Annotated in this window: 16 protein-coding genes; 8 read left to right on the top strand and 8 right to left on the bottom strand. The window is 41.4% G+C overall.

Annotated features, from left to right (window positions below; all coding sequences use genetic code 11):
- The first annotated feature begins 319 nt into the window (after positions 1-319).
- On the top strand, positions 320-751 hold the full coding sequence (locus tag RM368_RS28870; protein WP_322697242.1) for a ketosteroid isomerase family protein: 432 nt from the start codon (positions 320-322) through the stop codon (positions 749-751).
- A 374-nt stretch (positions 752-1,125) separates the two neighbouring features.
- Here the strand turns inward: RM368_RS28870 and RM368_RS28865 are convergent, their stop codons facing one another.
- The 3 genes from RM368_RS28865 to RM368_RS28855 all read right to left on the bottom strand — a co-directional run bounded on the left by RM368_RS28865 (position 1,126) and on the right by RM368_RS28855 (position 4,112).
- Positions 1,126-1,551, bottom strand: a complete 426-nt coding sequence (locus tag RM368_RS28865; protein ID WP_322697241.1) for an anti-sigma regulatory factor — start codon at positions 1,549-1,551, stop codon at positions 1,126-1,128.
- Between the two features lie 3 nt (positions 1,552-1,554).
- Complete coding sequence (locus RM368_RS28860; RefSeq protein ID WP_322697240.1) at positions 1,555-3,228, bottom strand: SpoIIE family protein phosphatase; 1,674 nt, start codon at positions 3,226-3,228, stop codon at positions 1,555-1,557.
- A 164-nt stretch (positions 3,229-3,392) separates the two neighbouring features.
- Entirely contained in the window at positions 3,393-4,112 is a 720-nt protein-coding gene (locus tag RM368_RS28855) for a response regulator transcription factor (protein WP_322697239.1), read from the bottom strand.
- Positions 4,113-4,530: 418 nt separating this feature from the next.
- Here RM368_RS28855 and RM368_RS28850 point away from each other — a divergent pair, with 418 nt between their 5' ends.
- Together RM368_RS28850 and ftsE are read left to right on the top strand one after the other, a co-directional pair.
- A complete protein-coding gene (locus RM368_RS28850) occupies positions 4,531-5,286 on the top strand; it encodes a WecB/TagA/CpsF family glycosyltransferase (RefSeq protein ID WP_322697238.1) in 756 nt (251 codons plus the stop codon).
- Between the two features lie 238 nt (positions 5,287-5,524).
- Complete coding sequence (gene ftsE, locus RM368_RS28845; protein WP_322697237.1) at positions 5,525-6,271, top strand: cell division ATP-binding protein FtsE; 747 nt, start codon at positions 5,525-5,527, stop codon at positions 6,269-6,271.
- Positions 6,272-6,390: 119 nt separating this feature from the next.
- On the opposite strand, the gene RM368_RS28840 is transcribed toward ftsE, so the two are convergent.
- Together RM368_RS28840 and RM368_RS28835 are read right to left on the bottom strand one after the other, a co-directional pair.
- Entirely contained in the window at positions 6,391-7,164 is a 774-nt protein-coding gene (locus RM368_RS28840) for an armadillo-type fold-containing protein (RefSeq protein WP_322697236.1), read from the bottom strand.
- A gap of 186 nt (positions 7,165-7,350) precedes the next feature.
- Complete coding sequence (locus RM368_RS28835) at positions 7,351-7,935, bottom strand: hypothetical protein (RefSeq protein ID WP_322697235.1); 585 nt, start codon at positions 7,933-7,935, stop codon at positions 7,351-7,353.
- A gap of 611 nt (positions 7,936-8,546) precedes the next feature.
- On the opposite strand from RM368_RS28835, the gene RM368_RS28830 reads away from it, so the two are divergent.
- Positions 8,547-9,443 carry an alpha/beta hydrolase gene (locus tag RM368_RS28830; protein ID WP_322697234.1) on the top strand — a complete coding sequence of 299 codons (897 nt, stop codon included), beginning with the start codon at positions 8,547-8,549 and terminating at the stop codon, positions 9,441-9,443.
- A gap of 167 nt (positions 9,444-9,610) precedes the next feature.
- Here RM368_RS28830 and RM368_RS28825 read toward each other — a convergent pair whose 3' ends face one another.
- On the bottom strand, positions 9,611-10,144 hold the full coding sequence (locus RM368_RS28825; RefSeq protein WP_322697233.1) for a DUF4330 domain-containing protein: 534 nt from the start codon (positions 10,142-10,144) through the stop codon (positions 9,611-9,613).
- Between the two features lie 486 nt (positions 10,145-10,630).
- On the opposite strand from RM368_RS28825, the gene RM368_RS28820 reads away from it, so the two are divergent.
- Positions 10,631-11,494, top strand: a complete 864-nt coding sequence (locus RM368_RS28820) for a M48 family metallopeptidase (RefSeq protein ID WP_322697232.1) — start codon at positions 10,631-10,633, stop codon at positions 11,492-11,494.
- 206 nt (positions 11,495-11,700) lie between these two features.
- Here RM368_RS28820 and RM368_RS28815 read toward each other — a convergent pair whose 3' ends face one another.
- Positions 11,701-12,456 (bottom strand): metallophosphoesterase family protein, encoded by a 756-nt coding sequence (locus tag RM368_RS28815; RefSeq protein ID WP_322697231.1) that lies wholly within the window; start codon positions 12,454-12,456, stop codon positions 11,701-11,703.
- 271 nt (positions 12,457-12,727) lie between these two features.
- Here RM368_RS28815 and RM368_RS28810 point away from each other — a divergent pair, with 271 nt between their 5' ends.
- Complete coding sequence (locus RM368_RS28810) at positions 12,728-13,012, top strand: DUF2470 domain-containing protein (RefSeq protein ID WP_322697230.1); 285 nt, start codon at positions 12,728-12,730, stop codon at positions 13,010-13,012.
- 318 nt (positions 13,013-13,330) lie between these two features.
- Here RM368_RS28810 and RM368_RS28805 read toward each other — a convergent pair whose 3' ends face one another.
- On the bottom strand, positions 13,331-15,772 hold the full coding sequence (locus RM368_RS28805; protein ID WP_322697229.1) for a hypothetical protein: 2,442 nt from the start codon (positions 15,770-15,772) through the stop codon (positions 13,331-13,333).
- Positions 15,773-15,944: 172 nt separating this feature from the next.
- Here RM368_RS28805 and RM368_RS28800 point away from each other — a divergent pair, with 172 nt between their 5' ends.
- Together RM368_RS28800 and RM368_RS28795 are read left to right on the top strand one after the other, a co-directional pair.
- Entirely contained in the window at positions 15,945-17,294 is a 1,350-nt protein-coding gene (locus RM368_RS28800) for a glutamine synthetase family protein (protein ID WP_322697228.1), read from the top strand.
- A gap of 27 nt (positions 17,295-17,321) precedes the next feature.
- Complete coding sequence (locus RM368_RS28795; protein ID WP_322697227.1) at positions 17,322-17,615, top strand: hypothetical protein; 294 nt, start codon at positions 17,322-17,324, stop codon at positions 17,613-17,615.
- The last annotated feature ends 33 nt before the right edge of the window (positions 17,616-17,648 follow it).

The following is a 17,648-nucleotide window of genomic DNA, read 5'->3' as shown; positions in this document are numbered from 1 at the left end:
TTACTCATCAATAGATCTCTTGCAAAAGTGTTTTTTGTAAGAGTTGGGAAAAGGGACTCATTTTTATTGGGGAAGGGGACAATACAAAATCTTTACCCTTTCCCCCTGCCCCTTATCCCCTTCTTGGGACCCCACCTTCCCCTTTCCCGACAAATGCCAAGAAGTCTAATATATAACCTGTCTTAAGTTGCGTAGCAGCTCAAGACTTCCATCGTCAGGAAGATTTATTAATATGTAGCAATCTATCTCAACAGCAGCTTTTTTTTTACTTATTTTTGTATTGAAATTAATATTCAGATAGCATAATACAGGTAATTTTATGACCTCTGCTGAATTTATATCGCCAGCGCAGTTTAAAGAAGAATTCCAGATTGAGGGAATTACAGAATCAAGCGTACTGCGTTATTTTGAAACCTTAAATGCAGGAGAATTTGAGGCAACTGCTGTTTTATTTGCGATAGATGGTGTGATGCGTCCGCCATTTGAATCTGATATTGTCGGGACAGATGCGATCGCAGCCTACTTAAAACAAGAAGGTCAAAACATCAAAGCTTACCCGAACACAGGAATAGCCGAGACTTTAGAAAATGGAGATATCCAAGTCCAGGTAACAGGCAAAGCACAAACTTCGTGGTGTAGTGTCAATGTCTTGTGGTTATTTATTCTCAACCAACAACGGCAAATTTCTTATACTAGAATCAAGCTTTTGGCTTCCCCCCAAGAGTTACTTAATTTACGTCGTGAAAAGTAAATAGCAAATAACTACAAAGGGCAAAGTTTTCAACCAATATTTATCACCCAGTTACACAGGATTCATGGCTTTATTTTGACTCTTGAGTTCCGAATTCTGAATTCTTCCTCATAAATGTATGACTTGAAAAATAGTAATCAGCTAATGCGCCTATATATTGCACAAACTCCGTATAGACCGTCATTAGTCATTAGTCATTTGTGTTCTAAGGACAAAGGACAAATGACAAAGAACAACATCCACTAGTTAATGTGCAATTTTTTTTGCCTAACAGCTTACCAATTTGAAAAAAGAATGCGACAGATACATAGGAACATACCTTTGTTCTGTCTGGCTTTCTTAATGCATGAATTTTGAATTGGTATAACTTTTGTCTATGGGACTAATTCAGGTAAAGTAGCTTCTAACTTCAGACAGTTGGCACCATTAACCTGCAACTTGTAATCTACTTTATCCATGAGACGATTCATAATCAGCCAACCATAACCACCTTCTTGCTTTTCCATCGGGTTTGGAGCGTAGTAGTTAGACATATCAAAGCCTTCGCCGTAGTCCCAAATTTCTAAGGCAAAATCCCGGTCTTTCACTTCTAAACGCAGCAATATGGGTAAATTTGGTTGCTCTTTGTGGGCATGACGGACTGCATTAGAGTAGGCTTCTACTAAAGCCAGTCTCAAACGACTTGATTGCCGCGACCAATCCACAGATTCCCCTAGCTGAATTTTCAAACATCCCAACAACCAGTTTTCAACAATATTAAGAAAATTCAAGTCGCTTGGTACATGAAGCTCACTTTTCATGACTTACAAAATCTCCAGTGAAAGTATAGTTTGATCGTCTTCTTGAACGTGATTATCTGCCTGGATGCGAGCTAGTAAATGGTTTAGAGAAAGTGGTTGTTGCTCTTGTTGTAAGAGTTGCCAAAGACCATCTTGATTCAGCATCGAACGGTTCACTGACTCAACCCCAGCCTCAGTTTTTCCTGTTGAATCATGATTACTTGAGACCATTGCTTCTGTAATTCCATCGCTGGCTAATAACAATGTGTCTCCGGTAGCTAGAATCAAGCGACCAGACTGTGCCTGCCATTTAGGCAAAATCCCCAAAGGAACGCTGCGAACTTTCAGGTAATTGGGATTTTCAGCTAAAGTCGAGCAACGCGACCATAATATTGGATAAATATGACCGGCATTAGTGTAGACCAGTTCCTTAGTGCTAGGGGTATAACAAGCTAACACAAGAGTGACAAAATAATTGTTGCTAATTAAATCTTCACTAAGAGCGTGGTTGAGGTTCTGCATGACCACATTCGGCTCTGCTGGTGTCTCTTGAGATAATTCTCGGCGCAAAACTGAAATAATACTAGCCATAAATAAAGCTGCTGGAACGCCCTTGCCGGAAACATCACCCACTGCCAACCATAAATCTCCTTTGGGATGGACAAAAACTTCAAAAAAATCGCCTCCTACTTCACGCGCCGGATAGCAACAAGCTTGTACCTTCACACCTTTAATGTCAGGTAAACTTTGGCGTAGCAGATTGTATTGAATTTGGCGAGCCACCTCTAACTCAGTGTGAATCTGCTGTTGCTTTTCTTGGAGGCGTTGGTAGAATTTTGCTTGGGAAAGAGCTAAGGCTGCTTGTTCGGCAACACCTGCAATTAGTTGGATGTCTTCGTCTTCCCAAGGGCGATCGCGTCCCCATTGGTGGAGGGTTAGCACAGCCAACAGATGCTGATGGTAGCTAAGTGGCACAACTAGGTGATGACCAGGATTACCGTCATATATATCTTGAGCAAGTTGATAATGACGCGTTTCCAGCACCTTTTCTGTTAAAACACTGGAGTCAAAGGAGGAATCTAATACATCAGATTTCGGATCGCGGTAGAAAAACTCGTCTTGTGTGAGGCGATCGCCTTCTACTGGTTTGAGCAAGCAACTGGTAGCTTTAAATGTTTCTCCAATAGTTGCGACAATTTTTTGCAGCATACTATCGTAGTCTAAAGATTCCCGAATCGCTGTTGTTACCGCATTAAACAAAGATTCTCGCCGTAGGGCCCGACGCAACTCTTGGGTGCGCTTCTTAACTAGGCGATATGTATCACTAGCTTGCTCGACTAAGCTTCTGAGCCGTTCTGGATTCCAGGGTTTGGTAATGTACTTGAATACCTGACCGGAGTTAATCGCATCTACCAAATCTTCGACATCAGTAAAACCAGTTAATAAAATCCGAATCGTGTCTGGAAAGCGCTCTACGGTGCGACTAAAAAATTCAGTCCCATTCATTTCTGGCATTCTTTGGTCAGAAATAATTACCGCCATTTCGCCAAATTGATCCAAGATTTCCAGAGCACCAAAAGCATGATTGGCTTTATATACTTGAAAATCTCGCCTAAAAGTGCGGTAGAGTAAATCTAGGTTATCTGGCTCATCATCTACCACCATGAGCTTAGGTTTGTCCGTACCAATCTCACCCATATTTGACTTTTGCTTTTATATATTTGAATGGCGAGATAACGTGATGTTTATCCCACCTAATAAATAAGAGAAAACCAGAGAAGCCATTCACTTTGAAAATATAACTTTTCAGGCGTTGTGAGTTTCCCTTGATTATCCTCAATCGATCCACACCAAAATTAAATTTATCCAACTAACCCAGAACGCAAGGCGCGGACTGCTGCTTGGGTACGGTCATCGGCACATAGCTTATTCAAAATATTGCGAACGTGAGTTTTAACAGTGCCAACTGTGATGTAAAGTCTTTCCGCAATTACTGCATTACTACAACCTTCGACAATCAACTGTAACACTTCCAATTCCCTTTCTGTCAGGGTGTAAGGTTGAATTTCTTCCAGATTCTCAAAAGAATCTGGGTTAGGAACAATAGTCTTGGAATCGACCAAAGCCGATTCCAACTTTTGAGGATTTTGTTGCGCTTGTTGTAATACAATCCGAGCGATCGCTGGATCGATCCAAGCGTTGCCATTGTAAGTTACTCGTACTGCTTCCAGCAAATTATCAAATTTGATATCTTTCATACAGTAAGAGTCTGCACCAGCGGCAAAAGCTGCCAACACCGCTTCTTTGTTATCCCGCAGCGTCAAAATTAACACTTTTGTAAATAGCTGCTGGTCATTAGTAGTAGATTTTACCTCCCGTGTTAACTCAATGCCATCTTTATCTGGTAAACCAATATCGACAATGGCAATATCTGGTTGTAGCATTTTTAACATTTTTAGACCATCAGCAGCATTAGCAGCTTCACCTACAACTTCAATTTCATCCTTTTGCTGTAGTGCTGTACGAATACCCACACGAGTTAGGTCATGATCTTCAATCAGAGCGATACGAATTTTACTCATAGCCAACTTCAGCCCGTTACACTATAACCATAAAGTCGAGTTTCGTGACATACTCCCACACTAGCTGCAAGCAGTATAGTGTAGGCTTCTATTCCCGGAACCAGAGTTGCGAGTTGAGCGTTTTATACTGAGTGAATATTACACTTTAACAATAAAAGTTGGACTGGTTCAGCCCAAGTACAAGCGCCCAAGATTAATAGACAAAAGAGTGAAATTAATTATGTGTTATCTAAAACCCTTATATATACGTAGCAGGGCTGCGTATATACATTCTTCCTTCACTCTTATGTCTTTTAATTATGCTTACTCTCGTTGCAGGGCAAAGGGGAATCTCTTTTGCCTAAGTTCTAATATAAAAAAATTTGATAAACTTAACATTCATGCAAAATCTGGTGTGAGTATTACTTAAGAATAGGCTATGTCTAACGGCAATCAAGCATTTTCAGTGTTGGGAATACCAGTTCATGTGATGGCTGACTATCCAGGCTGGTTGTTAGAATGCCTGCACACAGGCAGAGGAACTCATGTCGTAACGCTCAATGCAGAAATGACTATGCAGGCAGAGCGAAATCAATTATTAGCTCAGGTGATTAAAAATGCTGAACTGGTGATTCCAGATGGAGCTGGGGTTGTTCTGTATTTACGATGGCTGTTATGGCAAAAAGTGCAGCGGTTTCCAGGAATTGAATTAGCAGAAAAACTTTTGCAAGCACTTGGACAACAAAAGACAGGGACAAAGATATTTTTCTATGGAGGAGCGCCTGGAGTGGCGGCAAATGCGGCAGATTTTTGGCAGCAGCAAATTCCAGATTTGAATATAGTCGGCACTCACTCAGGCTACCATTCTCCAGAAGAAGAAGCACAATTGCGACAAACTCTGGCTCAATTGCAGCCACAAGTGATTTTTGTTGGTTTGGGAGTGCCGCGTCAAGAGTTATGGATTGCCGAAAACCGCCATTTGTGTCCCCAAGCAATTTGGATTGGCGTTGGTGGTAGTTTTGATATTTGGTCGGGAACTAAAACTCGCGCTCCCGCCTGGTTAGGAAATAATAATTTGGAATGGTTGTATCGCCTTTATCAAGAACCTTGGCGCTGGCGGCGGATGTTGGCTTTGCCAGCGTTTGCTGTGAAAGCGTTTGTTTATCGTTTGACAGCAAGAGGTGCAATTAGTTAAGAGTGCTGAGTGCTGAGTGCTGAGTTCTAAATTCTGAGTTCTAAGTTCTGAGTGCTGAGTGCTGAGTTCTGAATTCTGGGCGTTATTACTTAGTTAGTATTAAAGTCTTGAAAAAATTTTTAAATTTTCTTTGTTGAAATTTAAATTCCCAGGCGAAACCTGGGAATCCTTATTTTGGGGAGAATGTTACATCTAAGCAGGCAAACTGTTTAGTTGTGGGTATGAGGAAAGTTTAACAATGCCAGTATTAACAACTCAAGTTAAGAAAGACTTTTCCGTTCGTGGAGAAGACAGTGAAACTCAACAACACGGTAGCAATACTACTACAAAGGTACAATTGCAATCTGTAACCAAGACTTATGCTAACGGTACTCACGCCTTATTGAATGCAAACCTTGAGGTAAAAAAGGGAGAATTTCTGTTTATCACGGGGCCAAGTGGTTCTGGTAAATCAACGCTCTTGAAACTGCTGTATGGCCAGGAATTTCCTACACAGGGAGAAGTAATTGTTGATGAATGTAATGTAGCGGATTTGCGAGGCGATCGCTTGTCATTATTGCGGCGACGAATTGGTATTGTGTTTCAAGACTACAAACTGATTAACCAACGAACGGTAGCAGAAAATGTCACTTTTGTATTGCAAGCCCAAGGGTATACCCGTAAAGAAATTCAACGACGTTTAGAACCAACCTTAAAGCTGGTAGGTTTGCTGAGTAAAGCTGACTGCTTTCCAGATCAACTGTCTGGAGGAGAGCAACAGCGGGTGAGTATTGCCCGTGCGATCGTTGGTACACCACCCCTACTGTTGGCCGATGAACCTACTGGAAATCTCGATCCAGATAATTCCTGGCAAGTAATCCAGATTCTCCAGAAGTTAAATTCCTTTGGGGCTACGGTAATTGTCACCACCCACGATGAACAATTGGTACGGCGGTGCAATCATCCGGTAGTGCAAGTTCGTAATGGAACGTTGTCTCGAAAATAGTCATTGGTCATTAGTCATTGGTCATTAGTCATTGGTCATTAGTCATTGGTCATTGGTCATTGGTCATTAGTCATTGGTCATTTGCAAAGGACAAAGGACAAAGGACAAATGACAAATAACTAATAAACGTGGTGTTTGACTTTTGATGATACGGGTACGAAAGGTACTGCTGTTTTGAGGGGTAGCACTTGTAGGCGATCGCAGGCTTGTAAACTCTTAAAAGCTGCCTCTCGCACTACAACTTCTTCCTCTCGACTGAGTAGGAGTTGCAAGCATTGCACAATATCTTGCTGCACTGAAGAGTCAACTTGCTTACGGCTGATGAATTTACTTAGTTGACCTAGAGCAATCAACCGCTTCAATGGATCTTTTTCTGTTAAATTCATCAACAAGCGATCGAGGTGGTCTTCTTCTCGATTTTCAGAGAAGTTGACAATTTGCCATACCAATAAAATTAAAGTTAACAGGGTTCCCACACCTTGCGCGATCGCACCAACAGCAATCCAGTGACTGTGAGAGTCGACCCATATTGCCGCTGCTATGTAAGTGCTGACAGTAGCAATACCACCACTGATGACTGCTAAAACTAACCGACGATTTGAACTATTTAAGAATTTACGTATTTTAGACCAGCGCAATTGCCAGTCCCATTCCTGCATTGAGTAAACCAATACCATTACTCCAATGCCGATAAAAAGAGCCAGTAGCAGTTTCCAGTTCCATAACAACATGGCAACGATCATTGTCAGGAACCCAAGAAAGCCCCCAGGGCCAGAGAAACGTTTAAATGTTTGCTGCTTTATGGCTTTCTTTGTCTTGAATTTTGGAAGCGACCAGTTCCAGTTGAGGATTTGGTTGATCGATTGCTGCCAAGAAGACGAAGCCTGTCCCACAGTGTTTACCTACTTGATTATGAAATTACCTATTGTATAAGTTTTACTATGGATGAAGAAAGAATGAAGGTTCAAACCATAAAATGCCCGATTTTATAGACAGATAGTAGACTAATACAGCACAGCGCCAATTAACATACCATTTTCAATCGCTCAGAGCAAGGGTATCTTGTACGTAAGTCTTAATTAAAGACAAAAACGAAAGTTATCAAGGGTGAATTGCCCATCAAAAGTACAAAAGGTAACGCTGTAAATGTTATTCACATTTATAGATAATAAGGTATTGGGGGAAATTGCCGAGTCGGAATTGGCAAGATTAGAGCCTGGTAGTGCAGTTTGAGCAAGTAGTTGCCGATCGCGATCGTAGGCGGAAAGCACTAGCCGTTGCGAACTAGTGACAAAGGCGCTAACCGAGTTCACTGGATGCAAGAAAGTAGCTTCTAAAAATCCGCTTTTGGGCGCTCCCATTAAGACTATTAGCCCTGAATAGGTTGGAAATGCTGGATTTGATGGCTGTATTGCTAGACAATTGTGAAAAATAACTCCCCAACGTTCATATTGGCGCTCTACCGCTTCAAAACACTTCAAGTCTTCTAAGTCTAAACAAATACAAGTAGGTGCAGTAAGTCTGGTAGCATCAAGAGCTGGTTCAACCTCACCCCGCCTAGCTGAAGCTTTAATTTCGTTTTGTATATTCAAGTTGTCAAGCGCAAATTTAGCGTCTTCAATCGTTGGTAGTTTATTTGATTGAAGAGTAGCCTGCTTTACCATGACATCCTGCCTTACTATTATTTAGATAAAAATCAGATTAGTTATACATCAAAAGCTGTGGTTTCTACATATATAAGTAGAATTAACAGCTTATTAAAATAAGCGTTTTAACTATTTTTGACGTGTTGACGCTCAAAATTATTTATCAGTTTTCTGATAGACTACCATAAAAACTTATGCTGGATTCACGCTGGAGCGATCCTCGCTACCATGAAAAACCCTTATAAAACAGTAATTTCAACGTTCCGTTACTTTATTTTTATGAAAAAAAGCACCAAATCTTTACAAGTAATCCAGTAATTTTATATCTACTTAATCTGACGCTAGCGAGAAGTCTGAGAGTGATTGGTTCGCTGATAATAACAATGAGTGGGGAGTTTGAACTAGACACATGAAGAATGCTGAGTTAGAAGACTGCCTACAAAGGACGTTGTTCTTACTAAGTACATAAATATTAAGTGCTTTTTAATTTACTCAGCACTGAATGCGGTAAACATCTAGGTGACTAAAGGGGAGGCGGAGAAATTATCGAATCTTCTCTTCGTGTGCCTGCGCTTCAGGTATCGTGTCTTACTTGTGCCAACGAATCACTACAGTCAACAAAAAAACTTATGCTTCAACCACTAGGATTTGAACAACGCTCTATAAATACCTCACTAGGTAGAATGGTATATTATACTGCTGCTGGAGCGCCTTGGGAGGATAATGTGACTGCCAAAGACGATCGCGAAACTTTGGTATTCTTGCACGGCTTTGGTGGTGGATCTTCTGCTTATGAGTGGTCAAAAGTTTATCCGGCTTTTGCGGCTGAATATCGGGTCATTGCGCCAGATTTGCTCGGTTGGGGTAGGTCTGAACATCCAGCACGGAGTTACAAAATTGAGGATTATTTGATTACGATTCGGGAGTTTTTCGAGCAGACTTGTACTGGGCCAGTAACAGCGATCGCTTCTTCTTTGACCGCAGCATTTACAATTCGGGTAGCAGCAAATCATCCAGATTTATTTAAGTCTTTAATTCTTACTACCCCCGCCGGACTTTCTGACTTTGGCGAAGACTACTCTAGGAGTTTTTTTGCCCAGTTAGTTAGCGTTCCCATTGTCGATCGTTTACTTTACAGCACTGGAATTGCTACTAGTGGTGGTATTCGCAGCTTTTTAGAACAACGGCAATTTGCTCAATCGAATCGAGTTTACGAAGAAATTGTAGATGCTTATCTACAATCTGCCCAACAACCTAATGCTGAGTATGCAGCACTGTCCTTTGTACGTGGCGATTTGTGCTTTGATTTATCCCTTTATATTCAACAATTAGTCACTCCCACTGCAATTATTTGGGGACAAAAATCAGAATTTACAGGCCCATCAATTGGTCGCCGCCTTGCTGAAATCAATCCCTTAGCGATCCGATTTTTTCAACAGTTGGAAGATGTCGGATTGACACCACAGTTAGAATTGCCAGCAGTGACAATTGGGTTAATTCGCAAATTTTTGCCTTTGCTTAATTAATTTAAGAAGTCAGAATTCAGGAGCCAGAATTCAGAAGTAAGCTTGGATTATAAAACCAAAATTGCTATCATTGATTGATTTGTTTAGCTGATTCAGCTTGGGATCAAATCATTCTGAATTATGAATTCTGACCGGAGGCGGAGCGTCTCCGGCTCCGCTCCTGAATTCTATTTATCTTTCAATCTGATATCAATGACAGTTGCATTGAAGTTGTAGTTAAAGCCTTCTAACTCAAATGGCATCCCAATTTTCACTTTACTGTTACCCAAAACTGGCCCACTTTCAGTAACTTGGGCTTTGCCATCTAAAGTCAAAAGAAAATCTGCACTATAATTGTTTTTCTTTGGATCTGGCAGTTCTTTAACAGTACCATCCGGTTGGGAAACATTGACTGTTCTAGGTAGCTGTTGAATAGATTTAATTTCAATCTGTCCGTAAGGCTGATTGCGGATAATCACATTGGTTTTCCCACCTTTTTTTAAACCATTGTCGATTAATTTTTCCGGGTCACGTACATTCAAACCACGAACTACTAAGTCTACTTCTATGGGTACTGTTTTCGCGCCAACTTGGGCAACAGAACCAGAAGTGCCAGGAAAAATAAAGATGCCAAAGATAACTAGCAAAATTACCAGTAAAGCACCTAAATCTAGGAGATTGATTTTGCCAAACAAGCGACCTTTTGAATCTAAAATAGCCATAAAAAGTTTTCCGAGGTAATAGCGAAGTAATGGATTGTAGCCAGAAAGTTTTCGATGGAAACAGTAATTTTCCCTATTTGGTAATAACTCAAAGTATTCAAGGGTTGCAGTTATGCGACAGTTTATCACGAGTTCGTAATTTCGGAGGAGCCGGCAGCTAACCCTAAAAATTTTACCTGTTATAGCAGATTTTAAGGAAAGTGAGGTACACAAGCTCGCGTCTATTACCCATATATAAAGCGTGTTTGACTCTTGAATTGTGAATTCTGCTGTAATCCTCACGCGCCTAGAAAGTAAAATCTAGTGTTTAGGGCTATCTCTAGAGAGAATTTCTAGCCTCTCGGAGTTCGGTAGATTTGAGTCAAGATTATCCGTATAACAACTCCTTTGATATTGAGTTAAGAATGCAACTTAGAATACTTTAAATCCGTCTCATAATTTGTCCCCTCATTTTATGTTCTTCCGAAATAATCTTCAAAGCGTATTATGTTCAACTGGAAAGGTTTTGCTGCAAATTACCGTGTATGGCGGCGTCGCTGGTTTTATCCCCTAATTTCAGTGGTAGTCGCCCTGAGTCTGTGCCTGAGTACACCCTTGCCTGGAAGAACTTTAGATTTCTTACCTCTTTTACTCCAAGGAGTTCAGGCATTTCAGCTTTCTAATATATCCCCTAATCAAGAAGTTGATCTTGGTAAGCAGATTAATCAGGAATTGGTCGGCAGTCAAGTCCGACTTTACCGCAATCCCGAAGTGAATCGTTATGTAGAACAAGTTGGTCGGCGTTTAGCAGCGAATAGCGATCGCCCCGATCTACCCTATACTTTCCAGATAGTTCAAGATGACGCTATTAACGCCTTTGCGACCTTGGGCGGCTATGTATATGTCCACACGGGTTTGCTGAAAACCGCAGACAATGAAGCGGAACTAGCAAGTGTACTCGCCCATGAAATTGGTCATATTGGCGGGAAACACGTAGTCAAGCAGATGCAGCAAAAAGCCCTCGAAAGTGGTCTATTAACGGCGGCTGGCTTAGATCGAAGTACCGCAGTGCAAATTGGTGTACAGTTAGCGCGAGACTTACCACGCAGTCGTAAAAACGAATTTGAGGCCGATCAAAGAGGACTACGAACTTTGACACGTACTGGTTATGCCCAGTCAGCAATGGTCTCTTTTATGCAAAAGCTGCTGAAAAAGGGCGGTTCCACTCCAACATTTTTGAGTACACACCCCGGAACCAGCGATCGCATTGAAGCCCTCAGACGTGCAATTAACTCTCAACCTAGTAATGGAAAATCTGGCTTGGATAATGCTAGTTATAAAGCAAATATTCGACCATTAGCGAAGTCTTAAGGAAACTGGGAAAGAGGAGGCAGTGTTTCGACACAACGACCGGTTCAGTGCATCGCTACGCGGCAGTTGAGCGTAGTCGAAACTCAACAACCAAGTAGGGGGCAGAAGTTCTAAAATGTTTGAATTTTGAATACTTCGACTACGCTCAGTACAAGTTTTGAATTTTGAATTTTGAATTGATTTCTCCCCCTGATTTCAAACATTGCTCAATTCCGATTGCGGCGAGCGACTTTAATTTTGGCTGGATCGACTGTATTTACAACCTCTTCTAAAGGCAGGGTACGGATATAGTTTTTAAAGATATTAACTTGATAAACCAACTGATTTGTGACATCTAGTCCAGTCAACCAGCCACTCCGGGGATGATAAGCGCCAGTATCTATATCTAGCCATCCCTTTCCTTGGGCCAGTTTACCAGGAGAAACACCCGGCAGGGTAAAGGTAATGGTGTGACCGATGATAATTTGTTTATCTGGAAAGTAGGGTTTTTCAATACTGTGAAATTCCTCTCGTATCCAGCACAGTTCATCGGCAGTTTGTTCTGTCACTGACTTGGAAGGGTCAACACCAGCATGAGTTAACCAAATATCCCCCAAGTCAAGGTATGTAGGCAAAGCTTTAAACCAATCCAGATGATCATCAGGAATGGGAGCCTCGTGGTAACTGGCCACGGTAGCTTGCCCTCCGCCAAACAGCCATGCCTGCATCGTCGAGGAGGAAGTCCTTTCATTGGTCAGAATGTTTAATAACATCTGCTCATGATTTCCCAACAAACATGGATAGTTATTTTGTTTGACAAAATTAACTACTTGTGCGCTATGAGGGCCGCGATCGATTAAGTCTCCCAGAAAATAGACTCGATCTTCTGACGTGGGGGCGATCGCCTCCAACAGTGTCATTAAACCCTCATAGTGTCCATGCACATCCCCAATTACAATTCGTCTGGGGCTAATTTCGCTCATTGTCTCTTAGCTGCAATAGTTTTGGCTAATACTTCTGCTACAGTTTACGCTGTCTCCTTTCCGCAATGAAAGGTAAAAATACTGGATAATGCTTATTTTAATTTAATTGTTGTACGAGTAATAAACTTAAGTTATCAAATATATACAACAGCAATTGTTTTTCAGATATAACTTATAATAACGATGGCGTAAGACTAGCGTTTTCTGCTAATTTTAAACTACTTAGCCGAGAATTTAGGCTCTTGCCATATTCATCATTTTTAAGTTCACAATGTCTAATGGTTTTTCTGCTGAAATTAGTTCGCGCATCTGCAAGCACATGAATGACGATCATGCTGATGCTGTAGTTATTTATGCTAAAGCTTTTGGTGGCTTAACAGATACGATCGCAGCCGAAATGCTGTTAATTGATGCACAGGGTATGGATTTAACAGCGCAAGTAAATGGGGAAACTGTACCAGTTCGCATTCAATTCGATCGTGTTTTAGTAGATGCAGAAGATGCTCATCAAACTTTGATTGCAATGGTGAAGCAGGCACGGGTTCAGGCTAAATAGGAAATAACAAAACAATTCACACTAAATCTGCGATACATTTAATTGCATATTTTTGTATATATAGCAATACTAGATTGGGGAAAGGTTAAAGGTTAAAGGGGAAAGAAAAATTTCATAGCTTTATACCATTTCACGAAATTTTTGATACAAATCACTTTTCTTGCTTCCCCTGCTTCCCCTGCCTGCCATCTGTATCAATTTTAACGTGAAACGGTATTACCCCTTCCCCTTTTCCCTTTTCCCCAAACCAAATTCCAGTTCAAAATTCTTAACCGAGTAGTATTGAAAGCTGTGTTATGTCGTAATTACCATAAATACTCATCCCGCCAGCCGATACATAATCACTTTTCCTTTCCAATTTTCTTCTACAAATACCAGATGCTCACCATTGGAACGCCGAAAAGCGCGAATACCGTAGGGTATATCAATCCAGCCACTTTCGCCGCCAACTTCTGGGCCTGGTTTTAACTGTTGTACTTGCGCTCCCGTCTTGGCATTATAGACATATACCTCTGCGGTTTTGACTGTCACGGCAAATACATAGTCTTCAGTCACACTGATTGCTGCTGTAGACACTTCACGCTTACCGGTGCTGTCGTAGGGAATTACAATCCGCCATTTAGGAGTACGATTTCCTTTACTCCAATTGTCAAAACGGGCAATCTCAGATCCAGCAACTCCAGCATCGTCACTAAATGCAGGGCGATCTACCGTAAAACCTGACAAATACATACTATCTGTTTCAGGGAAATATTCGATCCGGCGCAAGTCGTTAAATATTTTGGGAGTAGTTTGCTTTTCCATCGAACTATAGCTGTAGATGGGGTTGCCTTTAGAATCTATTCCCTGTAAAGAATAATGTCGAATGCCATCTTCTGTTCGCAAAGCTTTCCAAACATCTCCTTTGCTGTCTACCCACCAACCGCCGAGATAAGGATAATCTTTGCTGCGATCATATTCGTTCTTTTCAAATTTGCCATTACCGTTGCGATCGCGCCAGATCCATTCCCCTTTTTCTGGTTGATGCGGTGGCCAATTTCCGGTGATAAATGGTTTATCTGCGCTATTAGTACCGACAAACATTCCGGCGGGTATGGCGACTTTACCATCTGTAGCGGAATTAAAACGGTATATTTGCAGAAAGCTGTTATACATATCTGTGAGGAACAAAAACGGCTTCCCTTCGATGCGGCGAACAAACGTTCCATCTGGCGATGTATGCAGACGTGGATCTTGAGGATATTTGAAAGCATTTAAGGTGTAAGCTTTGTAAGTCCATTGCTTACCAGCAGCCTTACTGTAATCGATCAGATAGTGTTCTTGTTTGGTGAATAAATCTATACCATCAGTTTTCGGATCGGCATCTGCATTATCGACGAATATCAATCCCAGCGATCGCCACATTAGTTTTCCCGATGGCGAAAATTTCCGCAAATCTGTTCCTGATTTGTTGAAACCATTACTATTTATATAGATATTGCCGGAAGCATCTGTACCAACTCCGGTAAGTCCGTAAAGTTTCAAATCTCGAACTTCACCAGGAACTCCTGCATAGATACCGCCTTTAGAACCAAAACTACTCACCAGCATCGGTTTATCTTTGATGTCATAAGTCAACATTTGCTGACGCGGGCCATTTTCTGCTACTAACAGCTTACCTTGATGATTAATAGCGATCGCAGTTGGTTCGACGATATCTGCAATCTGTTGGGGCAATTGCTTGCCACTTTGGGAATAATGTAAAATTTTTGCAGGCTTACTACCATTTTTGCTTTGAATAATCCACAGATTTTTTTGTGGATCGATAGTTATTGCTCCCGGATTAACAACGGTAAAGCTGCGGAGTTCCTTCATCGTCTCAGTATCATAAACACGAATCCGGTTAGCAGCAAAATCACTCACATACAACTCGCTTCCTACAGTTGCTAATCCAGTAACTTCACTTTTAGTACTGGTAATCAACATACTTTTATCCCAACCACGCCCATTCGGAAACGGCGCAGGTTTTCCTGATAAGTCATAGCGTCTAACGCTATACCAAGTTGTTCCTTCTGGTGGATAATCTTCTTTTGTATCGCCCCTCGAACCTTGAGTCATGGCAATGTATACATATTTACTATTTGCGGTTACAGCTTTGCCACCGCCACGACTCCAGCCGTGAGTATCCCCAAGAGCAGCAATAACCTTACCATCTTTATATATTCCTGCCTCCATTGCCGCCTCATCCCAATGGCTGTTGGTATAAACTGTGCCATCAGGAGCAACATACATGCCCTCAATATTGTTTTGTACCCGCAGATTTCCACTGCCAATAGTATTACCTATCCACGATGTTTTGTAGTTAAGCGCGGGTGTTTCAGTATTGTTTTGTACCCGCAGATTTTTACTGCCAATAGTATTACTTCTTGGCGATATTTCGTGTGTAAACGTTGGTATTTCAGTATTGTTTTGTACCCGCAGATTTTCGCTGCCAATAGTATTATTTGTTGACGATATTTTGTGTGTAAGCGTGGGTATTTCAGTATTGTTTTGTACTCGCAGATTTTCGCTGTCAATAGTATTATTTGTAAGCGTGCGTGTTCCAGTTGTCGCCCAGTCTGTTGTAATTCCAAGGGTAGTAACAATAACTCCAATAGTCAGACTGAGTAAAAAGTTGAAAGTTTTATTTCTTTGTAAATATCTAGTATTAGATAATTTTTTGATGTGCTGGTTGAGACGATGACGAAGTTTTTTCAACTGCGTCAGTAATTCATTTATCATATAATTTTTAGGTTTTAATTATTTATATACAATCATTGTTTATGAAATCAGTAAAAAAATCTAACTATTTGGAATTGGTTAAGATACGGTCTATGTATGGACGCGGCATCTGATATCACTCTGCCATAACTTTCATGAGAAAATAATCGAGTAAAGATAAAAATAACTAACAATGGCTGAAAAAAATAACTTTAAAAAAATACGAAAATATCTTGAAGAAGCTGATGTTAAATTTGTGCGAGTTCTTTGGTGCGATAATGCTAATATTATCCGTGGCAAAGCTGTGCATTTGGGAATGTTAGCTCACTACTTTGAACATGGAGTAGGCATTTCTGTAGGGCAGCAGGGAATTCCCGTAATGTATGATGCAGTTGTGCCAGAAACAAATTTAGGGCCAGTAGGTGAAATTCGCTTAGTCCCTGATTGGTCTAGCCTCAAACCTTTACCTTATAGTTCTGGTCATGCCCGTGTCATGGGCAATATGATATTAGATGGTGCTGCTTGGGGATTATGCCCGCGAAATTTTTTGAAGCGGATGATTGCGGCAGCTAAATCAACTGGTTGGGAAGTACGAGCAGCCTTTGAAAATGAGTTTTATTTATTACGGCAAACACCTGATGGCATCATTCCGGCTGACTCCACAGTTTTTGCTTCAACTCAGGCAATGGATCTCCATCGCGAAGTAATTGATGAAATCGCTGATGCACTTATTGCCCAAGGTATACCTGTCGAACAGTATTATCCTGAATCAGGCCCAGGTCAACAGGAAATTTCTATGCGCTATACCGATGCTTTACAAGCAGCTGATTGGCAAATTGCTTTTCGAGAAACTGTCAGAGCGATCGCCCACCGCCACAATCTCATCGCTTCATTTTTACCCAAAATCTTCCCCGATGCAGCTGGTAGTGGTTGTCATATCCATCTGAGCCTTTGGCATAAGGAGAAAAACCTATTACCCGATCCTCAGAGTATCTATGGTCTTTCTGAGGTGGCATTACAATTCATCGCTGGTATTCTACACCATCTGCCGGCACTGATGGCACTAACTACCCCAAGTACTAATTCTTACCACCGCATTCTTCCTCATAGTTGGAGTGGTGCTTTTTGTTGTTGGGGATTAGATAATCGGGAGGCAGCCGTTAGAGTCCCTAGTGACCCTGGTTTGGGCTGTCCCAGCCACTTGGAATTGAAAACTGTAGATGCTTCAGCTAATCCTTACTTAGCTCTAGGAGCAGCGATCGCAGCCGGAATTGATGGCGTGCAGCGCAGTCTCACACCACCAAACCCAGTAAATCAAGACCCCGGATATTTATCAATTGAAGAACGCAGTGCTAAGGAAATAGACTTATTACCAAATAATTTGGGGCAAGCGATCGCTCACCTCCAGCAAGACGATATCCTATTAACAGCTTTAAATCCCCAGTTAGCCAAAGCGTTCTTAGCAGTGCGTCAAGCAGAGTGGCAAGCAATGAAAGATTGGGAATTAACCGCAGAAGTGAAAACATTATTAGAAAAATATTAGCACCCCACTCTCTACTCCTTACTACAAATGAATCTGGCTGATATTCCCTTAATTGACCAACACGCCCACAACATCTTAAAACCAGAGGTAGCTGCCCAGTTTCCTTATGCGGCTGCCTTTACTGAAGGCTACGATCCAGAAATCATCAACTACCACGCCCGTCATACATTCTTTTATCGGCGTAGCTTGCGCGATATTGCTGCTTTATTGAACTGCGAAGCTGAAGAAACAGCAATTTTGGCACGGCGAGAAAGTCTAGGATTAGAAGAACTAACGCAGATTTATTTTCGGGCTGCTAACCTAGGGCGTGTCATCAATTGAGCCAAATGACAGAAGCAGCCAGATAAATTGCAC

The sequence above is a fragment of the Nostoc sp. DedSLP03 genome, from assembly GCF_034530815.1.
Taxonomy (GTDB): Bacteria; Cyanobacteriota; Cyanobacteriia; order Cyanobacteriales; family Nostocaceae; genus Nostoc.
Note: the sequence above shows the minus strand (reverse complement) of the source record. Positions and strands in the feature narration are given on the sequence as shown.

Bases quoted from the DNA above. Each gene is read 5' to 3' on its own strand.
- RM368_RS28870 (WP_322697242.1), top strand. From the start codon at position 320: ATGACCTCTGCTGAATTTATATCGCCAGCGCAGTTTAAAGAAGAATTC.
- RM368_RS28865 (WP_322697241.1), bottom strand. From the start codon at position 1,551: ATGAAAAGTGAGCTTCATGTACCAAGCGACTTGAATTTTCTTAATATT.
- RM368_RS28860 (WP_322697240.1), bottom strand. From the start codon at position 3,228: ATGGGTGAGATTGGTACGGACAAACCTAAGCTCATGGTGGTAGATGAT.
- RM368_RS28855 (WP_322697239.1), bottom strand. From the start codon at position 4,112: ATGAGTAAAATTCGTATCGCTCTGATTGAAGATCATGACCTAACTCGT.
- RM368_RS28850 (WP_322697238.1), top strand. From the start codon at position 4,531: ATGTCTAACGGCAATCAAGCATTTTCAGTGTTGGGAATACCAGTTCAT.
- ftsE (WP_322697237.1), top strand. From the start codon at position 5,525: ATGCCAGTATTAACAACTCAAGTTAAGAAAGACTTTTCCGTTCGTGGA.
- RM368_RS28835 (WP_322697235.1), bottom strand. From the start codon at position 7,935: ATGGTAAAGCAGGCTACTCTTCAATCAAATAAACTACCAACGATTGAA.
- RM368_RS28830 (WP_322697234.1), top strand. From the start codon at position 8,547: ATGCTTCAACCACTAGGATTTGAACAACGCTCTATAAATACCTCACTA.
- RM368_RS28825 (WP_322697233.1), bottom strand. From the start codon at position 10,144: ATGGCTATTTTAGATTCAAAAGGTCGCTTGTTTGGCAAAATCAATCTC.
- RM368_RS28820 (WP_322697232.1), top strand. From the start codon at position 10,631: ATGTTCAACTGGAAAGGTTTTGCTGCAAATTACCGTGTATGGCGGCGT.
- RM368_RS28815 (WP_322697231.1), bottom strand. From the start codon at position 12,456: ATGAGCGAAATTAGCCCCAGACGAATTGTAATTGGGGATGTGCATGGA.
- RM368_RS28810 (WP_322697230.1), top strand. From the start codon at position 12,728: ATGTCTAATGGTTTTTCTGCTGAAATTAGTTCGCGCATCTGCAAGCAC.
- RM368_RS28805 (WP_322697229.1), bottom strand. From the start codon at position 15,772: ATGATAAATGAATTACTGACGCAGTTGAAAAAACTTCGTCATCGTCTC.
- RM368_RS28800 (WP_322697228.1), top strand. From the start codon at position 15,945: ATGGCTGAAAAAAATAACTTTAAAAAAATACGAAAATATCTTGAAGAA.
- RM368_RS28795 (WP_322697227.1), top strand. From the start codon at position 17,322: ATGAATCTGGCTGATATTCCCTTAATTGACCAACACGCCCACAACATC.